This is a genomic window from Streptomyces sp. NPDC001732 (genome assembly GCF_053596315.1).
Genome location: NZ_JBSFFY010000011.1, coordinates 162,956 through 181,839, shown reverse-complemented (window position 1 = coordinate 181,839; position 18,884 = coordinate 162,956). Strand labels below are relative to the sequence as shown.

The window sequence follows — 18,884 nt, the reverse complement described above, 5'->3', positions numbered from 1 at the left end:
CCGAAGAATCGCCGGTTAGGCTAACCGCCGATCGTCGGCTATGTTCCGCCCGCGCCGACCGCTTCCAAGTGCGTGCGACGGCCGGCGAGAAGGGCCTGCGGGAGCGATTCCGAGGGCTGTGGCAATGGCGACGAGGTCGTCGATGTCGCAGCGGCGGACGGTGCGTTCGATGCGGGAGAGGGCGGTGAAGGTCATGGGCTGGCCGAGGGCGGTGACTCTGGCGGCGAGCTGGCGCTGGGAGTAGCCGCAGGCGGTGCGGGCGCGTTCGATGGCGTGGGCGGCGGCGTGTCCGGCGGGTCCGATTTCGAGGGGGCCTGGCGGCATGGGTGGTGTTGTAGCTTGCGCGTCAGCCCTTCTGGAAGGGTATTCATGTCTGCCGTGAGCGATGCGGATCGCACGGTGTTTTCCGGCGGCTATTTCGTCAACCGGGATTTCGGTTCTACATCCACCGGGCCATGGGCGAAACGACTTGTGCATGATTCCAGAACCAAGTCTGGACTTTCGCACACCGGGTGTGGCTGTGTTGTCCATGCACCCTGGCCTCGCCGGATTCCCTGCCCCTCTCCCTGATTTCGAATGGTGGTCGATCGACATCGCCCGTATCCGCACCATCAAGCCCGAGGCGTTCGCGTCGGAGTCCCTCGCATCCGTGTCCCTGTCCGCCGAGCGGACCTTCTTCGGCCTGCTCACCCAGGCCGACGACCAGGGCCGCTGCCGCGACCAGGCCGCGGTCATCGCCGGCCAGTTGTGGTCGCTGCGCCGCGAGCACGGCCCGGTGGAGGTCGAGGACGACCTCACCCAGCTCGGTGGGGCCGGGCTGATCTGCCGCTACGAGGGCGACGACGGCAAGCGGTACCTGCACATCGTCACCTTTGCCAAGCACCAGAAGATCAACCGCCCGAGCGGAGTGCGCAATCCGCCGTGCCCGCACCACGATCTCGGTGTTCCGCGTGAGCCCTCACCGCGGGTGCCCGGAGCGGTCACGGAGCCCTCCGTGACTCGGGCGGGAGGACTCACGGAGACCTCCATGAGCGGCGAATCCGCAGGTCAGGGCGGATCCCGTGAGTCCTCGCCGCAGACGCGGGGAGGACTCACGGAGCCTGCAGTGAGCCCTCACGGTCCGGATCTAGGACCTAGGAAAAGGGATCTAGGAACTACCTCGTTGGGGGGCGCGAGCGCCCCCGCGCCGCAGACCGTCTCGGCGAAGGACCTGATAGGCGAGTACGCCGCCGCGTGTGCCCACCACCCGCCCCGGGACGTCCTGGGCCAGCTCGGCGTGCAGGTGCGCAGGCTCCTCGGCGAGGGCATCGACCCCGCTCACATACGGTCGGGTCTCGCACGGCATCGTGCCAAGGGCCTGCACCCGAGCACTCTGCCCAGCCTGGTGCACGAGGCCATGAACTCCACCGCCTCCGCGCCCGCCGCCCACCGGCCGTGGACCAACCCCGCCGATGTCGCCGCCGCCTACGGAGGTGACCTGTGACCGCCACCCTCACCCGGGACCCGCACCAGGTCGGCCGGATCACCGACCGCCTCGGCGCCATCCTGACCCAGCGGGGCATCGGCCCCGCCGCCACCGCGCACGAGCCGCCGTCGGAGCCCGTCACCGCGCTGGAGCTGGCCGATGCCCGCATCCCCGCCCGCTACCGGCGCGCCCTGACCGACCACCCCCACGTCACCGCCTGGGTGGACGAGATCGCCCGCGCCGGCCGCCCCGGACCGGCAGGCGCACCGGGAATCTCGGAGGGCTCGTCCCTGCTGATCGCCGGCCCCACCGGCACCGGCAAGACCCACCAGGCGTACGGCGCCATCCGCGCTCTCCTCGCCGCCGGGGTCCGCCTGCGCTGGGAGGCTGTCACCGCCGCCGACCTGTACGCCCGCCTGCGTCCACGCTCCGGCTTCGACAGCGAACGCGAGCTGCAGGCCCTGACCAAGTGCCCGCTGCTGCTCCTGGACGACCTCGGAGCGGCCAAGACAAGCGAGTGGACCGAGGAGCTCACCTACCGGCTGATCAACCACCGGTACGAGCACCTGCGCCCCACCCTGATCACTACCAATCTCCCCACCGCCGAACTACGCACCGCCCTCGGGGACCGCGTCGCCTCCCGCCTCGCCGAGATGACCGAACGCGTCATCCTCGACGGCCCCGACCGCAGACGCCACCCCGCAGCCTGACCTCCCGGGCCGCCCTCCTGCCTGCACCCGGGGCACTGGAACACCGTGCTCGCCCCGGTCCCCGGCCTGCGGGGTCCCGACAGGTCCAGCGGAGACCGTATGCGGGGACCGAACCCGTCGAAAACGGGGACCGTCCCCCTGACGACCTGTCGGTCCCCGGTCCCTGTCGGGGACCGGCCCCGACGCATGTTGGGGACCGGGCTCCAGCCAGAGGCCGCGACAGAAGCGGGACCGGGGACCGTGAGGACCTGCACCAGGGAACCGCCGAGGCCTGAGGAACGGGGCCCAACCCGCCCGCCACAGGCACGAAACTGCTGCTCAGGGCGCCACAAGGCCGGTCGTCGCGCCCGTCCCCTACATCGGTCCCTGGGGATTTCGCACGCCGGGACCGCCCTGCTCGGTACTCGACGGAGCGAGGTGTCACCGAGGCGGGGGCACCGACCCGGGGACCGAGCAAGGCGGAGACCGCCCCCACTACAAGACGGTTCCCGATACGGGACCGGCCGCTGGGGACCGAAGCCTCGTGGGGACCGGTCCCCAGGGGACCGGGGACCGCGGCGGGGACGAGGGGTCAAGGGGTCAGGAACGGGGACCGAGCACGGCGCCCTGCGCAGGCGACGGCGGAACCTGCAGATGTCCAACTCAGCTGCGCTCCTTCACCGCGTGCACACCCTCACCAACCATCCGCAAAACGACGAAAAACACGGAGACCAGACATGCACAACCCGCACCACAAAGTCCCCTCCACGCAGCAGGAGATGACCACCCCAGCCCCGGGCGGAGCAAGGTATGACGTTGGACCGTCCAAGGGCCGGTCCCACGCGGAAGCCTCCGCCCCGGGAGCGGCGGAGGCGAGTCCCCGGAGCGAGGGCTCACCGGGAACAGGGAGTGTGCGTGCCGCCGACGAGACCGCGCTGCACCTAGTCGCCCACCGTCGCGCCCGCCAGGACGTGCAGCGCAAGGAGCGTGTCGACGTCCGCTACAGCACCGACGAGAAGCAAGCGATCCTCGCCGAGGCCCGCCGCCACAACCTGGCCGGCGCCCATCTTGTCGGTGCCATCGTCATGGCCCACCTGCACGGTGACCTCGCCCTGCCCGAGCAGCGCACCGCCATCGACGACCTGATCGACGAGTACGCCGCGCTACGTATCCAGCTCGCCAGGATCGGCACGAACGCAAACCAGATCGCCCACCGCCTCAACGCCGGCGGTGAAGCACACCCGGTGGACGCCGCCGTGCTCGCCGCGGCCCGCCAACTCGTGGCAGCAGTGAGGCAGACGGTCACGGCGGTCGACACCGCCGCCGATGTGGCCGCCACAAACTGCCGGGCGGCCTGATTGATCGCGAACATCGTCAAGCCCGGCCACAAGACCCGAGGCGTCCTGAACTACCTCTACGGCCCCGGCCGCGCCAACGAGCACACCGACCCGCACCTCGTCGCCTCCTTCGACGGCTTCGCCCCCGACCCCGGCCGCAGCCCCGCCGCCACCCTCGCCCAGCTCGCCAACGTCCTCGACCTGCGGGTCAAGCAGGCCGGTCCGAAGGCGCCGGAGAACCACGTCTGGCACTGCTCGATCCGCGCCGCTCCCGAAGACCGCCGCCTGACCGACGACGAGTGGGCCACCATCGCCCGCCGCGTCCTCGACGCCACCGGCATCGCCCCCGTCGGCGACTCCGACGCCTGCCGCTGGGTCGCCGTCCGCCACGCCGACGACCACATCCACATCGTCGCCACCAAGGTCCGAGGCGACCTCCGCCCGCCCCGCAACTGGAACGACTTCCTGCGCGCCGACAAGGAACTCATCGTCATCGAGAAGGAGTACGGGCTCCGCCAAGTCCCGCGCGGCGACCGCACCGCCGCCAAGCGCCCCACTCGGGCCGAGCAGGAGAAGGCCCGCCGTACGGGGGACGCCCGGACCTCCCGTGAGCGCCTGCGCGCCATCGTCCGCACCGCAGTCTCGGCGGCCACGTCCACCGAGGAGTTCTTCCGGCTCGTCGAAGGGACCGGCGCCCTTGTCGACGTCCAGCGCTTCCCGTCCGGCGATGTCCGCGGTTACAAGGTCGCCCTCGACGGCGACACCAACGCCCAGGGCAAGCCGGTGTGGTTCTCCGGTTCCACCCTCGCCGCCGACCTCTCCTACCCCAAGATCGCCGAACGCCTCGCGACCACGGAAGCACGATCTGCCAACCAGACCGAAACCCCGGCCTGGCGACGACTCTCCGTCGCCATCGACCGGACGCCCGACCGCCTCGCCCACGGCGAGGACGAGGCCGGACAGGCCCACATCGCCGTCCTCGCCGAAGCCCTCGACGCACTTCCCCTGGTCGCGCCCGCCGGTCTCCAGGCCCAGCTGATGCAAGCAGCAGCAGCGTTCGAGCGCGCCGGCCGCTCCCGTATCCGCGCCCATCACCAGCAGGCCCAGGCCACACGACAGGCGGTGAAGGCCATGCTGCGCGTGCCCCCACCCGGGGACGGAGCCCTTCTCGCGACCATCCTCGACGCCCTCCTGCTGGCGGTCATCGCCACCCAGCACTGGCACCGCACCCGCAACCACACCCAGCAGGCCGAAGCCGCCCGACAGGCAGCCGAGCACCTCCGTGTCGTCTGCCGGGCCGCAGCCGCAGAGCCGCTGGCCGTGATCCACCACCGGGGTCGGCGCCTTGCCCGGCCACTTCTGGAGCGGCAGGTCGCCGTGGTGCGCCAGGCGCTCCCCGACCTGGCCGAGCGGATCCTCGCCGAACCCGCCTGGCCCGCCCTCGCTGCCACCCTCGACGACGCCACCACGGCCGGCCACGGCCCCGCCGCGCTCCTCACCCAAGCCGCCCGCCACCGAGAACTCGACACCGCCGCCAACCTCGCCGAAGTCCTCACTTGGCGTCTGAAGCGCCTTCCGGACCTGGCAGTCGGGAAGCCTCCACGCGACAGGACAGCAGGCAGAGTTCAGCCTGGTCCTGCCACACCCACGCCAAGGTCGACGCGGGCAGACTCCCTCCCAAAGAGCCGTTGACACGGGCACTGCCCCGAGCAGTGCATCCGCACGTTCACCGAGTGAACAGGCTGCGGCTCGCTCTCAGGAATACCGCTCCGCGTCGGAGCAGCGACCTCATTCCAGCGCGGAACACCCCCCTTGTTCCACCTCGGAGCACCGGCGGACCGCTGTTCAGACACTGAACGGCGGTGGTGTTCAGTAACTGAACGGCCGTCCTGTTCAGACACTGAACAAGGCAGCCACCACCCGGTCCCGCAGCACGCCCCCCAGTACTGGCGTACGGAAGCGGGCCCGTTCCTCCAGGGAACGCCGAACGCGTTCCCTGGAGGAACAACCACCGTGTTCCCCGAAGGAACAGCGCTCGCGCTCCGATCCGGAACATGCTCGCCACGATGGTGAGAGGGTAGGCCAGATCCCGTTCAGTCGATCTCGCCCTCCAGCAGCTCCAACGCCTCCTCCCACCGGAAACGGTTCGCCCCCGCCCTCCTTCGGCCGGTGCGGCTCGCACGACCCAACCAGCACGCCCGTCTCCCCCCAACCGCTCCAGGCTCCGGCCGTACACCGGGTGCATGGCCATGGCTGCGTTCACGTACGGCAGGACGACCGTCGGGATGACCATCCCCTACGCCTCGCACAGGATGCCCAGCGCGAGAGCATCTGCGATGCCGACGACCCACTTGTTGATCGTGTTGAACGTGGCCGGCACGACGGCGATGGCGTCGGCAGGCGGGAGGAGGCGCGGGTCGCTGGGGCTACGCCAGGCCGAGCGGATCGGGTAACCCGTCCGGGCCTCGAACGCCTTGGTGTCGAGGAGGCCGAGCCCTGTGGTGTGACTATGACGCCAACGTCCCAGTCCTGCTCCTGCGTGGCAATGATCGGCTTGTGGGCGTCGCCCGCGATGCCGACGGCGCAGGCGACGTAAAGGAAGGACTTCCTCGGATGGTCGTTCGCCGCCCGTCTCCCCCTCGGCGGTCAGGAGACTCGCAACTTCTTCGGCGCAGCCCCACGAGAGCGTGACGCCGGCGCCTCCGTACCCGTAGTTATGCAAGACCACGGTGCCGCCCTCCGCCCGCTCTGCTTCCACGCGGCCTCAGGCCTGGGTCGTCCTGGCACCGATCCGATGCTCCAGGACGCGGGCCTCAGCGAGACACGGCTCGGCCTCGGCGCAGCGGGCCCGGATGTTGGCCGCCGCCGTGTCGTCCGGGACGAGATCGCCTTCGCCGTCGATGGCGGTGTCGCCGTGGGGGTAGAAGCACAGCAGGTCCGGCGAGATGCCAGTGTCCTCGGAGAAGAACTCGGTCAACCCGGGGTTGGTGACGACGTGCTGGCCGCGGATGGGCCGGAGGTCATGGTCCGGGACCAGTTTCTGAGCACCCAGGCCCGTGCAGTTGACGATCACGGAAGCAGGCGCGGCGTCCGCAAGCGAGGCCAGGCGCCGCCGCTCGACCGTTCCTCCAGCAGCGTCGAGCCTGCGCAGGAGGTAGGCGAGGTAGGTGGGCATGTCGATCAGCGGCACCGTGAACCGGTAGCCGGCCGAAAACCCGGTCGGCAGTTCGGCCAGCTCGCACGGCCGGAAGCCGGGCAGGGTGGTGGCCCAGTCCGGCGGGGCCTCGGCCGTGCCGGACGCCTCGATGCCGCTGGTGAGCCGGACACCCGTGGACGGGTCCTCCGCCAGCTCGCGGAAGATCTTCAGGGACCGCTGCCCCCACTGGTCGACCTTGTCCTTCGGCTCGACCAGGTACGGCCCCCCGCATCGCCCCGGCCGCCAGCGACGCGATGCCCGGCAACGACAACGTGCCCCTCACGTCGCAAGGGCGTCACCCCGAAGGAGCTCACGAGAGCAGAGCTGCATCAAGGTAGTCCTGCACCGGCTCGAACAGCCCGTACGGCATGTACTGCGGGATCTCGCCGTGCGTGGCCCAGGTCAGCCCGGCCACCTCATCAGCACTCGCCACGACCGCTTGACCGACGACGGGGCGGCATGCAATGTAGTGGATCTCCCGGCCTGTCATGGGGTGAATCCGCTGTCCGAGCACACTCTGCGGCACCACCAGGAGCCCTGTCTCTTCCTCAGTCTCACGTGCTGCGGCTTGCCCGGGGGTCTCCTCGGGTTCAATCTTCCCAGCCGGGAACTGCCACGAGAGTGCGCCTTCCGCCACACGTCGCCGCATGAGCAGGATTCGCTCGCCCTGAACGACGACGGCAGCGGCGACTGCTCTTTGGGCCTCGGTCGGCACGAAGATCCCCTACCGTCGCACCTGAATCAGCGCGTGCGTTCCACTCGTACGCCAGGCAGCCCCGGATCGTTCGAGCGCGTCCAGCGCTTCCTGCTCCAAACCGACAATAACGTCAGACTTCAGAGTCCGGAGCGCCGCGACGGTCCCAGGGAAGTACGCGGTGAGATCGGCGAAGGACACTGTGGCGTCCCACAGCTGGTCACCCACCAGGCGTCGGTAGTTGAGGTCGCCCTTCAGGATGGTGAGCGTGGCGCTCTCGAAATCGCCGCGAAGGTCCTCGGGCATCTCCTCGTACGGCAGCGGAGCGCAGAAGAACGGGTGGGTGCTGACCTCAAGGCTCCCTGCCGCCATGGCCTTCCACAGCCGACTGCCGATCGCGCCGGCTTCGCCGGGCGCCTCGGTGAGGCGGCGGAGGCAGTCGACGACGTCGGCCGTCATCGCGTCGGAGACGTAGTAGGGGTGCGGCTTGAGGTGAAGCACAACCTGTTCGGCATGCCGCTGTTCGAGGAGGTGGTCGATGAGGATCAGGTCCGGGATCAGCTCGCGTCCTGCATTGTCCGCAACCACGGCGACGGTCGAGGAACCTCCGGCAGGCAGCAGCTGCCACAACAAGGCGCTGTCGTCAACAACCAGGGCGGAGGCAGCAGCGTCACCGGCCGCCGGCTCCCCCGCCGAGACACGGAAGCCGAGGTCCGCGCGGTTGCCCCAGAGCGACGCGTGAAGCAGGGCCGTAGCCCGCTCGTCCGCCGGAACGCTCGCGAGCGCGTCCAGGGCCCGCAGCTCCTCTTCCACGGCCTCGCCGCGCAGCTCGGCCCGTTTGAACGGCGCGAACGGATCGACTCCCTGCCACGGCCCGCTGCCGAAGTACCCGACCGCGCCGAGGAGCCTGCGGTAGAAGTAGCTCTCCGCCCACAAGAACGGGGCGTCGTACCAGGAGCGCCCGAAGTGCTCCTGCCCCCAGTCCGCCCAGATCTCACGGTCGTGTTCCCCAGGGGAGAGCGGCTGGATGACGCCATTGGTGATCTCGTCCAACAGGGCGTCGAGAGCCTCGTGCTGCCGGCGGCCGTACGGGAAGGCGTCTCGTACCTGCTGGATGAGGGCGGGGTGGCGCTTGGCCAGCACGCCCCAGGCGAACGAGCTGGGCTCGTTGCTCAGGATGACCGGCGCTCCATCAGCATCAGCCGAGACGTGGGAGGTCTTCGCTGTCATCTTGTCCAAACCCTTCGCTTCTCGCTCACGTGTCCAAGATCCCCAGGGCCACGACGCCAGCCGCACTCCCTACCAGCACCTCGCCCGTCGCCGGAGTGAGGCGTCCATCCACCCTGACCTTAGATCTGCCGCTGAAGTGGGAAGTGAACCGGTCCGTCCCAAGATGCCGTACCTCGATATCTCCTGCTCCCGCCCGATCGTCACCTCGGCCTCACTGATCGCGGAGCTTCCCTTCTGAGTGCCGTCGTGGCCGCATCCCGCCGACGTGGTCTCAGCCCTTGGCGAGAAGTTCCCTGGCCGCATAGTAAGCGTGCAGTGCAGCCTCGCTGCCGGAGCCCAAGGCAGTCATGATCCGCTGAAAGCGGGCGGAACGGAGGTCGCCGGCCACGATGACACGAGGGTGCTGGTCGGTGGGCGGGCAGTATCCGTCCGCGCCACGGGTCAGGTCTCCGGGCGGGGCGGTGGGCGCGTTTCCGATGCTGAGGTAGGCGGCGTCCGCCGTGACCGTCCGCCGGGCACCGTCCTGGCCCACCGTTTCCGCTGACACCGAGGCGCCTTCTCCGCAGCTCAGTGTCAGGTGCTCGACGGGGAGGAGAGTGGCTCGGGGGTCTTCCCGGATCTCCTCGACCTTGTACGCGTCGGTGGCCGGATACGCCACGAGCAGGCGGGTGTCGGTGGTCGGGTTGGCGCGCAGGAAGGTGCCGATCGGGCGGTCGCCGCCGAGGACGAGGAGGGTGTGGCCTTCGGCGTCGTCCGCCTCTGCCTGCCAGAGCGGGGGCAGGGTCAGGCCGTCGGGGGCGGTGATCCAGGTGGTGTCGCGGGGCTGGAGAGGGCCGACTCCGGTGGCGACGATGGCGTACGGGGCGGTGAGGCGGGTGCCGGTGTCGACCGTGGCGGTCACCTGGTCGTCGTCGGCGCGGAGTGCGGTGACGTGTCGGCCGAATTCGAGGCGGCACAGCTCCGTGCTCTTCAGTTCCGCAACGATGGAGTCGGCGAGCTCGGGGCCGCTGGTGTAGCCGCCGAGGACGTTGTTCAGGGCCGGGATCCGGTAGAGGTTGCGGCACAACCGGTCCGGCTCGATCAGGATCGAGCGCATGCCGACGCTGGCGGCCATGCGGGCGGCGGCGCAGCCGGCCGGGCCGCCGCCGATGATGATCAGGTCGGTGTCGTACAGCGTTTCGGCCATGGGGCTATTCCAACACCGGGGCCCCGGCGTACGCAGTGAGTTGGCCGATCACGTGGTCGGTGGTGATGAGTTGGCCGGTTCCGATCAGGCGGCGGGCGACGAGGAGGCCCGCGTCGTGGACGTCGGGGCCGGCGTCGCTGGCGCAGGCGTCGGTGACGATCCAGGGGGCGTAGCCGTGCTCGAAGGCATCGGCGGCGGACTTCAGGACGCAGCTCTCGGTGGCGATCCCGCAGAAGACGAGGTCGGTCCAGCCGGCCCGGCGGATCAGTTCGGAAGCCTCCGGGGTGAGGAGCGTGTACCCGGTCTTGTCAACGACCGTGTGTGCGTGGGCGGCAGCCTCGGCGAGTTCGAGGACGATGTCGGTCTCGGGTGCCTTCTGGAGCCGGTGCCACTGGAAGAAGCGCTCGTAGGGGCTGTCCGGATAGTTGAAGTACCGGGTGAAGATCACGGGTCGGCCGGCGGCGGACCACTGGGCGACCAGGTCGGAGACCGCAGGCACGGCGTGGCGACTGTGGTGGTTCACGAAGCCGTTCTGCATGTCGATCACGACCAGCGCGGCGCTGCTGATGTCCATCCGGTATCTCTCCTGCCCAGGGTTCTCAGCCGACGCTCTCGCGTAGAGCGTCCTGTGCGGCGCGCAGCCGTTCGGCCAGTCCGCTGGTCTTCATGATGGCCTCCCGCATGAGGACGTGTTGCGCGGTCTCCTGGGCGCGGGCGGTGGTGAGCCGGGAGGTGGCGGCACGTAGGAAGCGCCAGCCGTACTGCTCGGGCATGGAGGGGTCCTGGCCGTCCTCGATCATCTGCTGGACCTGGCGGGTGAAGCACCACAGGGCCTGGACGGTCAGCTCGCAGGCGACCAGCTCGTCGATGGTGAGGCCGCGCTCGCGGGAGTGGGAGGCGTAGGCGACGCCGGACCAGCCGGCGTAGCCGGTAGAGACTCCCCGTACGCCGAACGACACGATGTCCGGGTGGTCGAAGCCGGTGGCGAGGAGCGATGCCTCGACCGTGCCGTCCAGGGGCGCGGGCCCGCCCGGGGCCCCGCGGTCGACTAGGACCGAGGGTGTGGACAGCAGGCGCAGGGCAGTGTCGTAGGCATCTCCGGTCCAGGGTGCGGAGGCAAGCCAGTACAGGGAAAGGACGTACTCGGGGTTGGGGATGCGGTCATGGGCCTCGTCCAAGAGGTCGCGGAGCTTGTCCCGCGCCCAGGGCAGGTCGGAGGCGTACGAGCGGTAGCGCCAGACGGCGAGGTCGGTGAGCGCGGGAGGCTCGTGCGGTTGGACGAGGTGGAAGACGGCGGCTCCGCACGCGAAGACGTGCAGGACGCAGTCCTGCGCTTCGGGGTGGTCCACGCGGGCCGAGGAGGACTTCAGCCACTGGTCGCCCGCGCTCGGCGTCATATGCGCGCGGAGCCGGTCGGCGCGCTCGGCGCCGATGAAGACTGGCAGGAACTTGTGGGAGTCGACTCCGATCCGGCCTGTGCCGGGTGGAGCGGCGTCGTTCGCTCCGAATGCTGCGGCGAACCGCGCCTTCGCGTCGTCCGGCGCGCGGCCGAGCGCGGTGTCGAGGACGGCCTGGGATTCACCACGGGGCTGGTAACTCGCCCCGCCACCTTCCCAGTTCGACACGGTCCGGTCGCTCACGCCCAGGTAGGCGGCGAAGTCCCGCAGGCTCATGCGCAGGGCGTCGCGTAACAGCCGGGCTTCCCGGCCGGACCATCGCTGCACCGTGACCACCGTCGTACCCCCTGTCCGTCACCCGGTGGAACGCCGAAACGCCCAGCGTAGCCAGCCCTGTTCAGCAGCGCTGCGGCATTGCTGCAGCACGTCTACGTCACACCCCGTCACCGACCTGCACCATGCTGAGTTCACCGAGCCGGGGAGGCGTCGCCGCGACCAGACAGCCCTCCGCCCGTTCTCCCCTGTACCACCACCAGAAGGAGCAAACAGCATGACCGACATCGTCAAGCGCAACGCCCGCGCCATCCTCCTCGATGGCGACGAGCTCGTCCTCATCAAGCGCACCAAGCCCGGGAGGGAGCCGTACTGGGTGTCGGTAGGCGGAGGGGTCGAGGAGGACGACGCGACCATCGAGGCGGCCCTCCACCGGGAGGTGTTCGAGGAACTGGGCGGCAAGCTGGAGCGCGCCGAGCTGGTCCACCTGATCACCGACGAGCTGGAGGGCGGCGTCGGCATCCAGCACATCTTCGCCGCGCGCCTGGAGTCGATGGACCTGGCCGCGCGTACGGGGACGGAGTTCTCCAAGCCGGAGCGGGGCGGGTACGAGGTGGTCCGGGTGCCGTTCACCGCCGAGGCCGTCCGAGAGCTGAACCTGATGCCGCCGCAGCTCGCCGACTTCATCGCCGCGAACACGGACGCGATCGTCTCCGTCCTCGACACCCCGATCCGCGAGGCGTGAGCAATGGCGCAGGTCCCGGAATTCGTCAGCCTCAACGGCCCTGACAACGTGGGCAAGACGACCCACCTGGTGCGGCTGGCCGGGCGATGGGGCGGCTTCCAGCCGCTGGGTTCGGTCCACGAGCACGACCCCGAGCCGTGGGCGCGGGTGGCGGTCGGCAACTACGCCCGGTGGTGGTTCGAGATGTCCACGACGGTCGAGCTGACCGAGATGCTGCTCGCCGGTCACGCCAAGCGGGCTGCCGCCCGCGAGGCCGGGCGCACGGGTTTGCTCGACCGGGGCCTGCCCATGCTCCTCGCCGTGGCCACCGCTACCTGCGTGGTCAAGGACGGGCTGACGGTCGACGAAGCGGTGAAGACCGTGACGGGCATCGCCGGTTCGCGAGCCACCGCACCGGAAACCGCGATCCTCCTCCTGCCGTCCCTCAACGCCGAACGCAGCTACGCCATCACCAGCGCCCGCGAGGGCCGCCCGTGGACCGGGGTGTACCCGGCTTATCAGAAGACGCTGCACGCGGTCCTGCTTCACCAGGTCCACCACGGCGCGTACGCCGTGGTCGTCGACTGCGAGGGCCGCTCGCTGGACGACGTCCACGCCGACGTACTCGGCCACGTCGGCCTTCCACGACTCACCGACGGGAGTCCCCGATGACCCAGAACTCCCCGCCCCTTGTCCTGCCGCCGGGTCTGGCCCGCGCCATCGCCACACTCCAGGACAAGGACCGGCACCGCCTGGACAACACCGTCACCCGGCTCCATACCGTCAACGGGCGCCTGTGGGATACCGAGGACCGGGTGCGCAGCGCCTTGCTCCCCGCCACCCAGGTCGCCGACTGCAAGCGGGAGATCGACCAGCTCAACGCCGAACGCAACGCGCTGGCCGAGCGGGCCGACGAGGTCCTCGGCTCGCTGGCGGACGCGGGCCGCGCCGACGCGCCGCTGCACACCGAAACGCTCGCATCCGTCGTCGACCGCTTGTCGGTACTGACTCTGCGGATCTGGCACAGCGAACGGGCGGCGGCCCGGGACGAGCTGGCCCGTCGGCGCGTCCCTGCCCTTCACAGCCAGCGGGAGGAGCTGTGCGCCGCCCTCGACGCGCTGGTCTCCGATGTCGTGGCCGGCCGCCGTCGGCTTCCCGTACCAGCCCGCTTCAAGCTGTACGGGCGGGACGACGCCGCCCCCGCGGAGATCAAGCCGAGTCGGCACCTGCGCCGGGTCCTCGCCTTCGGCGGATTGAGCGAGTGCGGCAAGAGCACCAGTGCCGAGTTTGTCCAGCGCACGTGCGGTGCCCAGCGTCTCAAGATCGGTTTTCTGCTGCGGCAGGCGGCCCACCGGGAGGGCCTTGCGGACCCGTACGCGCTGTCAGCCCGTCGGCAGGCCGAGCTGCTGCTCGGCGAGCTGAATCGCTTCGCGGACGCGCACGTCGGCATGCGGCTGTTCACCATCGAGTCCGTCCACGACGACGCCTCGATCGCCGAGCTCAAGCAGCTCATGGGCGACACGCTCCAGATCGTCTACCTGGACGCCTCCTTCGCCGTACGCGTCGAGCGGTCCGGCACTACGGCCCAGGCCGTCGCCGCGAAGGACGAGATCAAGATGAGCCGCGGCGCCCACCAGGTCGCCGCACTCGCCGACCACATGATCGACAACACCGGCAGCATCGCCTCCCTCCGCGCCCGGCTCCTGCGCATCGCCGCCCCGCCCGCCGCCACAGCGCTGCGCGTGGCCACCCCGTACGGGCTGGGACTGTCGGCCGCCGTCGCCTCGGCGACGGCCGACTTCACCGACGCGGTACGGGCATACGGCCCCGGCGTACGGCTCGCCGCCCTGACCGGCAGCCCCGGCGAGGGCAGCTGGATCGCCGGCTGGTCCGACCTGGACCTCCTCGTGATCGCCGAACACGAGGCCACCGGACGGGTCCACGAGGCCCTGGAGCAGTACCGGACCGCCCTGGGCAGTACAGCCTCCCTCGGCCCCACCCTCGTCACACCCGGCGAACTGACCGCCCGGCGACTCACCCCGCGCCTGGCATTCGTCCTCCACCAGCTCCAGCAGGGCAGCCCCGTTCTGCACACCGCGCCCGGCCTCGAACTGCCGACGATCGGCCGAGACGAGCTCGCGTTCGCCGCCGTCCGCGAACTCCCGCAGGTCATCCTGACCATGCGCCGCCTGCGCGCCGATGCGGATCCAGCCACCCTGCGGCAGCTCTACAAGCACCTCGTGCTCGCCTGCCGCCTCCTCCTGCGCGAGCACAACCGGTGGGAGTCCGGCCCCGACCAAATCCTCGCCGCGGCCTCCCGCATGCCGGGTCTGGCCGCCATGTCGGTGCCCTCCCTGGCCGAGATCGCCAGTGCCTGGCGCAACGGCGACACCGAGTTCGTCCTCAAGCCCATCACCTCGGCCGTCGACCAGCTCCTTACCTGGTACGCCGCCCAGCTCGCCGCCTGAACGGCCTCCCTCTCCTCTCCCCTTCTTCATCCGACAGGAGCTTCGCCATGCCCGAAACCATCGCCGTGCCGTTCTTCTCCGCCCGGATCGTCGAACGTCTCAGCGTCGGAGCCACGAGCCGCCGCGAGCGCGTCATCCACTCCCTCGACGGCCTGGAGGACCCGGTCCACCCTGACACCCTGGCCCACACCGGGGCCGACCTGTGGCGTCTGCTCCAGAAGCAGGTGCCGGAGGGACTGGACTCCGTGGACTTCCTCCTCGGCCTGGACGCCGGCGGCATCCTGCCGACCGTCTCTCTCGCCGGCGCCGCCCACCTCCCGTACAAGATCGCCTGGAAGCTCCATCTCCCCCTCGACGGCGCGGTCCGCTTCAGCGAGCCCCACGCGATGCGCACCGACGTCTTCGCGTACGGCATCGCCCCTGGCCAGCGGATCGTCATCGTGGACGACGAGATCACCACCGGCCGGACCCTGGCCGACCTCACCCGCCGCCTCCGCGAGGCCGGCGCCGTCCCGCTGGCGGTGGCCTGCCTGGTGGAGGACACCACCCGCGGAGCCCGCGACCTGCTCACCGACCTCGGTCTGCCGCTGGTCTCGCTCACCACGATCGAGGGTCCGGCATGACCGCGGTTGCCCCGGCGGGGATCCGGTTCCACCCCGGTTCCCTGGTCGTCCCTGCCGAGGCAGTCCACACCACCCCACTCGGGTACGACCGGGACGGCATTCCCATCGGCGCACCGCTCCCGCTCTCCGCCTCCACCGAGCTCGTCCACCGCCTGAGCGGGTGTGGCGAGGTCGTGGTGGCTTTCGAGGGGAAGCTCGGGGACACCCTCCTCGCGCTGTCGGGAGTCCGCGCGGTCCTCGACTGGCTGCGGCTGCGGTCGGTTCGCGTGACTGTCCGGGCGGTGGGTACGTACGCAGGGCTGATCGCCCGCACCGGGCTGATCCCGCAGCCCCAGGCCAACCCACCCAACGGCTGGCGGGCCGTGATCGGCGACCGCACGGGCATCGAGGCACAGGGCTCGACGGCGGCGGTGAGCCTGGTGCTCGATCCGGCCGCCCCTCCCTGCTGGTCGACCGACGGCCACGCCCACCCGGACCTGCCCTCCCGCCACTATCTGGCGCTGGAGCGCCGCCTCGGCATCCGCCTGCCTGCCACGGCCGCCTTCGCTCCCACCCTCGCGACCGGGCCGAACAACCTTGTGGAAGAACTACGCTCGGTGGGCTGGCTGGGCGACCTGAACATCGCCGCCATCACCGCCACCAGCTGGCCGGAGCGCAAGGACTACACCGCCCAGCGCTACATCACCCTGGCCGAGCACATCGCCGAGGCCCACCAGGCCCAGGCCCGGCTGCTGCTCATCGGCGGCAACCCGGGCGACGGCCTCCGCATCACCGCAGAGGCCCCCAGGCGTCACGTACAAGTGCTCCGCCTCGATGGAATGCTGGCCGACCACCTCGCCGACCTCTTCCCGCACTGCCACCTGATCGTCGGCAACGACACCGGCCTCACCCACCTCGCCGCGATGGCGTGCGGCCGGAGCGGGGGCAGCCCGCCGGTCATCGGCCTGTACGCGCGCCACAGCCACAGCAAGTGGCGCACCGGCCTGCCGCACCACCACGCCGTCGCCACCGACCTGTCCAACCGCATGCACCAGGGCGACCTCTGCCCCGTCCGCGACGCCATCGCCCCGGACACCGACGTGCACATGGACGCCTTCCCACCCACCGCACTGGCCCAGGTCGGCCTGGAACTCCTCGAAGGGGTGAAGCCATGACCATCCAGCCTCTCCTCCGGCTCGGTCCGGTACGGCGCTTCACCCGCAACCTGCTCTGCCCCGTCGACCTCCTCGGCCGCCCACTGCTCCTGAAGTACACCCGGGACCCGGCCGAGGCCCGCGAGGAGATCCGCGGCCATACCCGCCTGGCCCGGCACTATCGCGTCCCTGCTCTCCACACCCACTTGCGCGTACCGGGCGGGCACCTCCTCGCGTACGAACGCCTCCCCAGCGGCACCGACCAGGGACTCCTGCTCGACCTCCTCAACGCGGACGAACCGAGCAGTGACCTCCACACCTACATGGACCGGCTCACGGCCGCGTACCGCGAGGCCATCCTCGCGACGGCATCGCCAGCCGAACCGGCGCACATCGTCCGCAAGCTGTACTGGGACCGCGCGGCACCCGGCGGCCGGCTCGACACGTACTACGCCGGCAAGGACTTCCTGATCGCCGACGGACTCATTGACGTCCCGGTCTCCCGCCTCGACACGTACACCCTGAGCATCAACGGCCGCCAGCACCACCTGGACTGGGCGGCCACCCTCCGGTGGCTCCGCGCCCATTTCGCCAAGGCCGAATCGGTCTGGGCGGCCCTCACCCAGGGCGACCCCACCGACGTCAACCTCGCCCACCCACTCGCCTGGTTCGACTACGACACCGCCGGGATAAACAGCATCTCCGGCGAGTTCGCCAACTTCCTCTGGTACGCCTCCGCCCTCGGCGGCTGGCTCGTGCCCACGTACAACCCGACCGCCTTCGCCGACCATCCCGCCACCTTCGCCCATGTCCCGGCCAACATCCCCGAGATCCGACGAGTGGCGATCGACCAGATCACCAGCACCATCCACATCGACTACACCCCGCGCGTCTCGACTCCCCGGCGAGCCGCCGTGACCGCGTACTGGAACCAGCTCGTGCGGCCGGTCGCCGACCGCCTCTGGCCCGGCGCGGATCTGGCGAACCTGCTCCGCCCGTACCTGGCCATGCGCATCCTCGGCGTCTACAACCTGGCCGACCTGGCCCCCGAGGACCGGCTCATCCTCCTCGCCCGGCTCGCCGAGGCCATGAGCCCCGCCTTCGACCCGACCACCTACTTCTGCCCGCTGGAGTCGCCATGCCCGGCCCCCTGAACAGCCGCACCGCCCTGGTCACCGGAGCCACCGGCGGCCTCGGCTCGGCCATCGCCCGCCGCCTCGCCGCCGACGGTGCCACCATCGCCCTCGCCCACCTCAACGACGACCAGGCCGCAGCCGAACTCACCGCCCACATCACCGACAGCGGAGGCATCGCCGTCCCCCTGGGAGCCGACCTCCGCGAGGACGAGGCCGTACGCGCCCTCTGCCACCAAGCCCACGACGCACTCGGCCCGGTCGACATCCTGGTCAGCAACGCCGGCGCCTACCCCCGCCGCCCGTGGCCGGAGACGACGCCGACCCACTGGGACGACGCCCTGGCCACCAACCTGACCAGCCACTACCTCCTCGCCCACGAGCTCACCCCCGCCATGACGGCCGCCGGCTGGGGCCGGATCATCACCATCGGTTCTGTCCTTGCTACCGCGGGCCGCCATGACCTCGCCGGCTACATCAGCGCCAAGGCCGGCCTCGAAGGACTCACCCGCGCCCTGGCCCGCGAGCTCGGCCCCGCTGGCATCACCGCCAACTGCGTCGCCCCCGGCTCCATCCACGTCCCCGCCGAGAGCACCGTCGTCGACGACCCGGAAGCTATGACCATCCGGCAGCTCGCCCGCCAGTGCGTCCAGCGTCGGGGCCGCCCGGACGACGTCGCCGCAGCCGTTGCCTTCCTCGCCACCGACGACGTCGGCTTCATCACCGGCCAGACCCTGCGCGTCGACGGAGGCTGGCTCCTTGGCTGACATCTGGCTCATGCGCCACGGCGCCTACGAAGGCCACCGCCCCGGCCACCACGCCCCACACGAAGCCGCCCTCACACAAGAGGGCCGCGACCAGGTACGCCGCTCCCTCCCCCTCCCCGAAGGCATCACCGCCATCGTCACCAGCCCGATCCCCCGCGCCCGCCAGACCGCCACCCTCGTCTCGCACCTCACGGGCCTGCCGATCGTCGCCGTCTCCGGCCTCCTCGCCGAATGGCGAGCACCGAGCATCGTCCTCGGCCGCACCGCCGAGACCTACCCACCGGCCTACCGCGCCTGGCGAGCCCGGCGCCTCGCTAACCCCTCCCTACGCTGCGAAGACGGTGAAAGCCTCACCGACCTTCACACCCGAGCCCGCCACTGCGCCACCTTCCTCCACTACACCGCCCAACGCCATGGCCCCCTCCTGGCCGTCTCCCACACCCTCCTCCTCGGCCTCCTCACCCACCTCTCAGAAGGCCCCGCCGCCTTCATCACCGCCGCAAGAAGCCCATGGCAGTTCGCCGAACGCCGACTACTCTGATCCGCGAGCAAGCGCCGTCGGCGTGCTC

Annotated in this window: 18 protein-coding genes and 2 pseudogenes; 12 read left to right on the top strand and 8 right to left on the bottom strand. The window is 70.5% G+C overall.

The window, feature by feature from the left end; all coding sequences use genetic code 11:
- Positions 1-15: 15 nt before the first annotated feature.
- Positions 16-324: a helix-turn-helix domain-containing protein gene (locus tag ACWCXX_RS14895; protein ID WP_451127088.1), complete on the bottom strand. Its 309-nt coding sequence runs from the start codon at positions 322-324 to the stop codon at positions 16-18.
- Positions 325-592: 268 nt separating this feature from the next.
- On the opposite strand from ACWCXX_RS14895, the gene ACWCXX_RS14890 reads away from it, so the two are divergent.
- The 4 genes from ACWCXX_RS14890 (at position 593) to ACWCXX_RS14875 (ending at position 5,183) form a co-directional block, all read left to right on the top strand.
- Positions 593-1,483, top strand: a complete 891-nt coding sequence (locus ACWCXX_RS14890) for a hypothetical protein (RefSeq protein ID WP_451127111.1) — start codon at positions 593-595, stop codon at positions 1,481-1,483.
- Positions 1,480-2,175 (top strand): ATP-binding protein, encoded by a 696-nt coding sequence (locus ACWCXX_RS14885; RefSeq protein WP_451127086.1) that lies wholly within the window; start codon positions 1,480-1,482, stop codon positions 2,173-2,175. Before ACWCXX_RS14890 ends, ACWCXX_RS14885 begins: the two co-directional genes overlap by 4 nt.
- 890 nt (positions 2,176-3,065) lie before the next feature.
- Positions 3,066-3,512, top strand: a complete 447-nt coding sequence (mobC, locus tag ACWCXX_RS14880) for a plasmid mobilization relaxosome protein MobC (protein ID WP_451127084.1) — start codon at positions 3,066-3,068, stop codon at positions 3,510-3,512.
- Positions 3,513-5,183: a relaxase/mobilization nuclease domain-containing protein gene (locus tag ACWCXX_RS14875; RefSeq protein WP_451127082.1), complete on the top strand. Its 1,671-nt coding sequence runs from the start codon at positions 3,513-3,515 to the stop codon at positions 5,181-5,183.
- A gap of 401 nt (positions 5,184-5,584) precedes the next feature.
- Here ACWCXX_RS14875 and ACWCXX_RS14870 read toward each other — a convergent pair.
- The 7 genes and pseudogenes from ACWCXX_RS14870 to ACWCXX_RS14840 form a co-directional block, all read right to left on the bottom strand.
- Positions 5,585-6,065: pseudogene (locus tag ACWCXX_RS14870) on the bottom strand (flavoprotein).
- 70 nt (positions 6,066-6,135) lie between these two features.
- A pseudogene (locus ACWCXX_RS14865) lies at positions 6,136-6,952 on the bottom strand (FAD-dependent oxidoreductase); the annotation flags it as partial.
- Between the two features lie 45 nt (positions 6,953-6,997).
- On the bottom strand, positions 6,998-7,402 hold the full coding sequence (locus ACWCXX_RS14860; RefSeq protein WP_451127080.1) for an NUDIX hydrolase: 405 nt from the start codon (positions 7,400-7,402) through the stop codon (positions 6,998-7,000).
- Between the two features lie 9 nt (positions 7,403-7,411).
- Complete coding sequence (locus tag ACWCXX_RS14855) at positions 7,412-8,611, bottom strand: damage-control phosphatase ARMT1 family protein (protein ID WP_451127078.1); 1,200 nt, start codon at positions 8,609-8,611, stop codon at positions 7,412-7,414.
- 271 nt (positions 8,612-8,882) lie between these two features.
- Positions 8,883-9,797 (bottom strand): FAD-dependent oxidoreductase, encoded by a 915-nt coding sequence (locus ACWCXX_RS14850; protein ID WP_451127076.1) that lies wholly within the window; start codon positions 9,795-9,797, stop codon positions 8,883-8,885.
- A gap of 4 nt (positions 9,798-9,801) precedes the next feature.
- Entirely contained in the window at positions 9,802-10,371 is a 570-nt protein-coding gene (locus ACWCXX_RS14845) for a cysteine hydrolase (protein WP_451127074.1), read from the bottom strand.
- A 25-nt stretch (positions 10,372-10,396) separates the two neighbouring features.
- On the bottom strand, positions 10,397-11,470 hold the full coding sequence (locus ACWCXX_RS14840; RefSeq protein WP_351836776.1) for a helix-turn-helix domain-containing protein: 1,074 nt from the start codon (positions 11,468-11,470) through the stop codon (positions 10,397-10,399).
- A 274-nt stretch (positions 11,471-11,744) separates the two neighbouring features.
- Here ACWCXX_RS14840 and ACWCXX_RS14835 point away from each other — a divergent pair, with 274 nt between their 5' ends.
- The 8 genes from ACWCXX_RS14835 to ACWCXX_RS14800 are packed head-to-tail and all read left to right on the top strand — an operon-like array spanning position 11,745 to position 18,856.
- Positions 11,745-12,212: an NUDIX hydrolase gene (locus ACWCXX_RS14835; RefSeq protein ID WP_351836767.1), complete on the top strand. Its 468-nt coding sequence runs from the start codon at positions 11,745-11,747 to the stop codon at positions 12,210-12,212.
- A 3-nt stretch (positions 12,213-12,215) separates the two neighbouring features.
- The gene (locus ACWCXX_RS14830) at positions 12,216-12,863 is read left to right on the top strand and encodes a hypothetical protein (protein WP_351836765.1); all 648 of its coding nucleotides are present in this window, start codon (positions 12,216-12,218) and stop codon (positions 12,861-12,863) included.
- Positions 12,860-14,659, top strand: coding sequence for a DUF4254 domain-containing protein (locus ACWCXX_RS14825; protein WP_451127071.1), 1,800 nt, complete (start codon positions 12,860-12,862; stop codon positions 14,657-14,659). The genes ACWCXX_RS14830 and ACWCXX_RS14825 overlap by 4 nt, the downstream gene beginning before the upstream one ends.
- Before the next feature lie 47 nt (positions 14,660-14,706).
- A complete protein-coding gene (locus tag ACWCXX_RS14820; RefSeq protein WP_376040158.1) occupies positions 14,707-15,282 on the top strand; it encodes a phosphoribosyltransferase family protein in 576 nt (191 codons plus the stop codon).
- On the top strand, positions 15,279-16,436 hold the full coding sequence (locus tag ACWCXX_RS14815; protein WP_376040155.1) for a glycosyltransferase family 9 protein: 1,158 nt from the start codon (positions 15,279-15,281) through the stop codon (positions 16,434-16,436). The genes ACWCXX_RS14820 and ACWCXX_RS14815 overlap by 4 nt, the downstream gene beginning before the upstream one ends.
- The gene (locus ACWCXX_RS14810; RefSeq protein ID WP_451127068.1) at positions 16,433-17,569 is read left to right on the top strand and encodes a hypothetical protein; all 1,137 of its coding nucleotides are present in this window, start codon (positions 16,433-16,435) and stop codon (positions 17,567-17,569) included. The genes ACWCXX_RS14815 and ACWCXX_RS14810 overlap by 4 nt, the downstream gene beginning before the upstream one ends.
- A complete protein-coding gene (locus tag ACWCXX_RS14805) occupies positions 17,554-18,315 on the top strand; it encodes an SDR family NAD(P)-dependent oxidoreductase (RefSeq protein WP_451127066.1) in 762 nt (253 codons plus the stop codon). The genes ACWCXX_RS14810 and ACWCXX_RS14805 overlap by 16 nt, the downstream gene beginning before the upstream one ends.
- A complete protein-coding gene (locus ACWCXX_RS14800; RefSeq protein WP_451127064.1) occupies positions 18,308-18,856 on the top strand; it encodes a histidine phosphatase family protein in 549 nt (182 codons plus the stop codon). The genes ACWCXX_RS14805 and ACWCXX_RS14800 overlap by 8 nt, the downstream gene beginning before the upstream one ends.
- Positions 18,857-18,884: the final 28 nt, after the last annotated feature.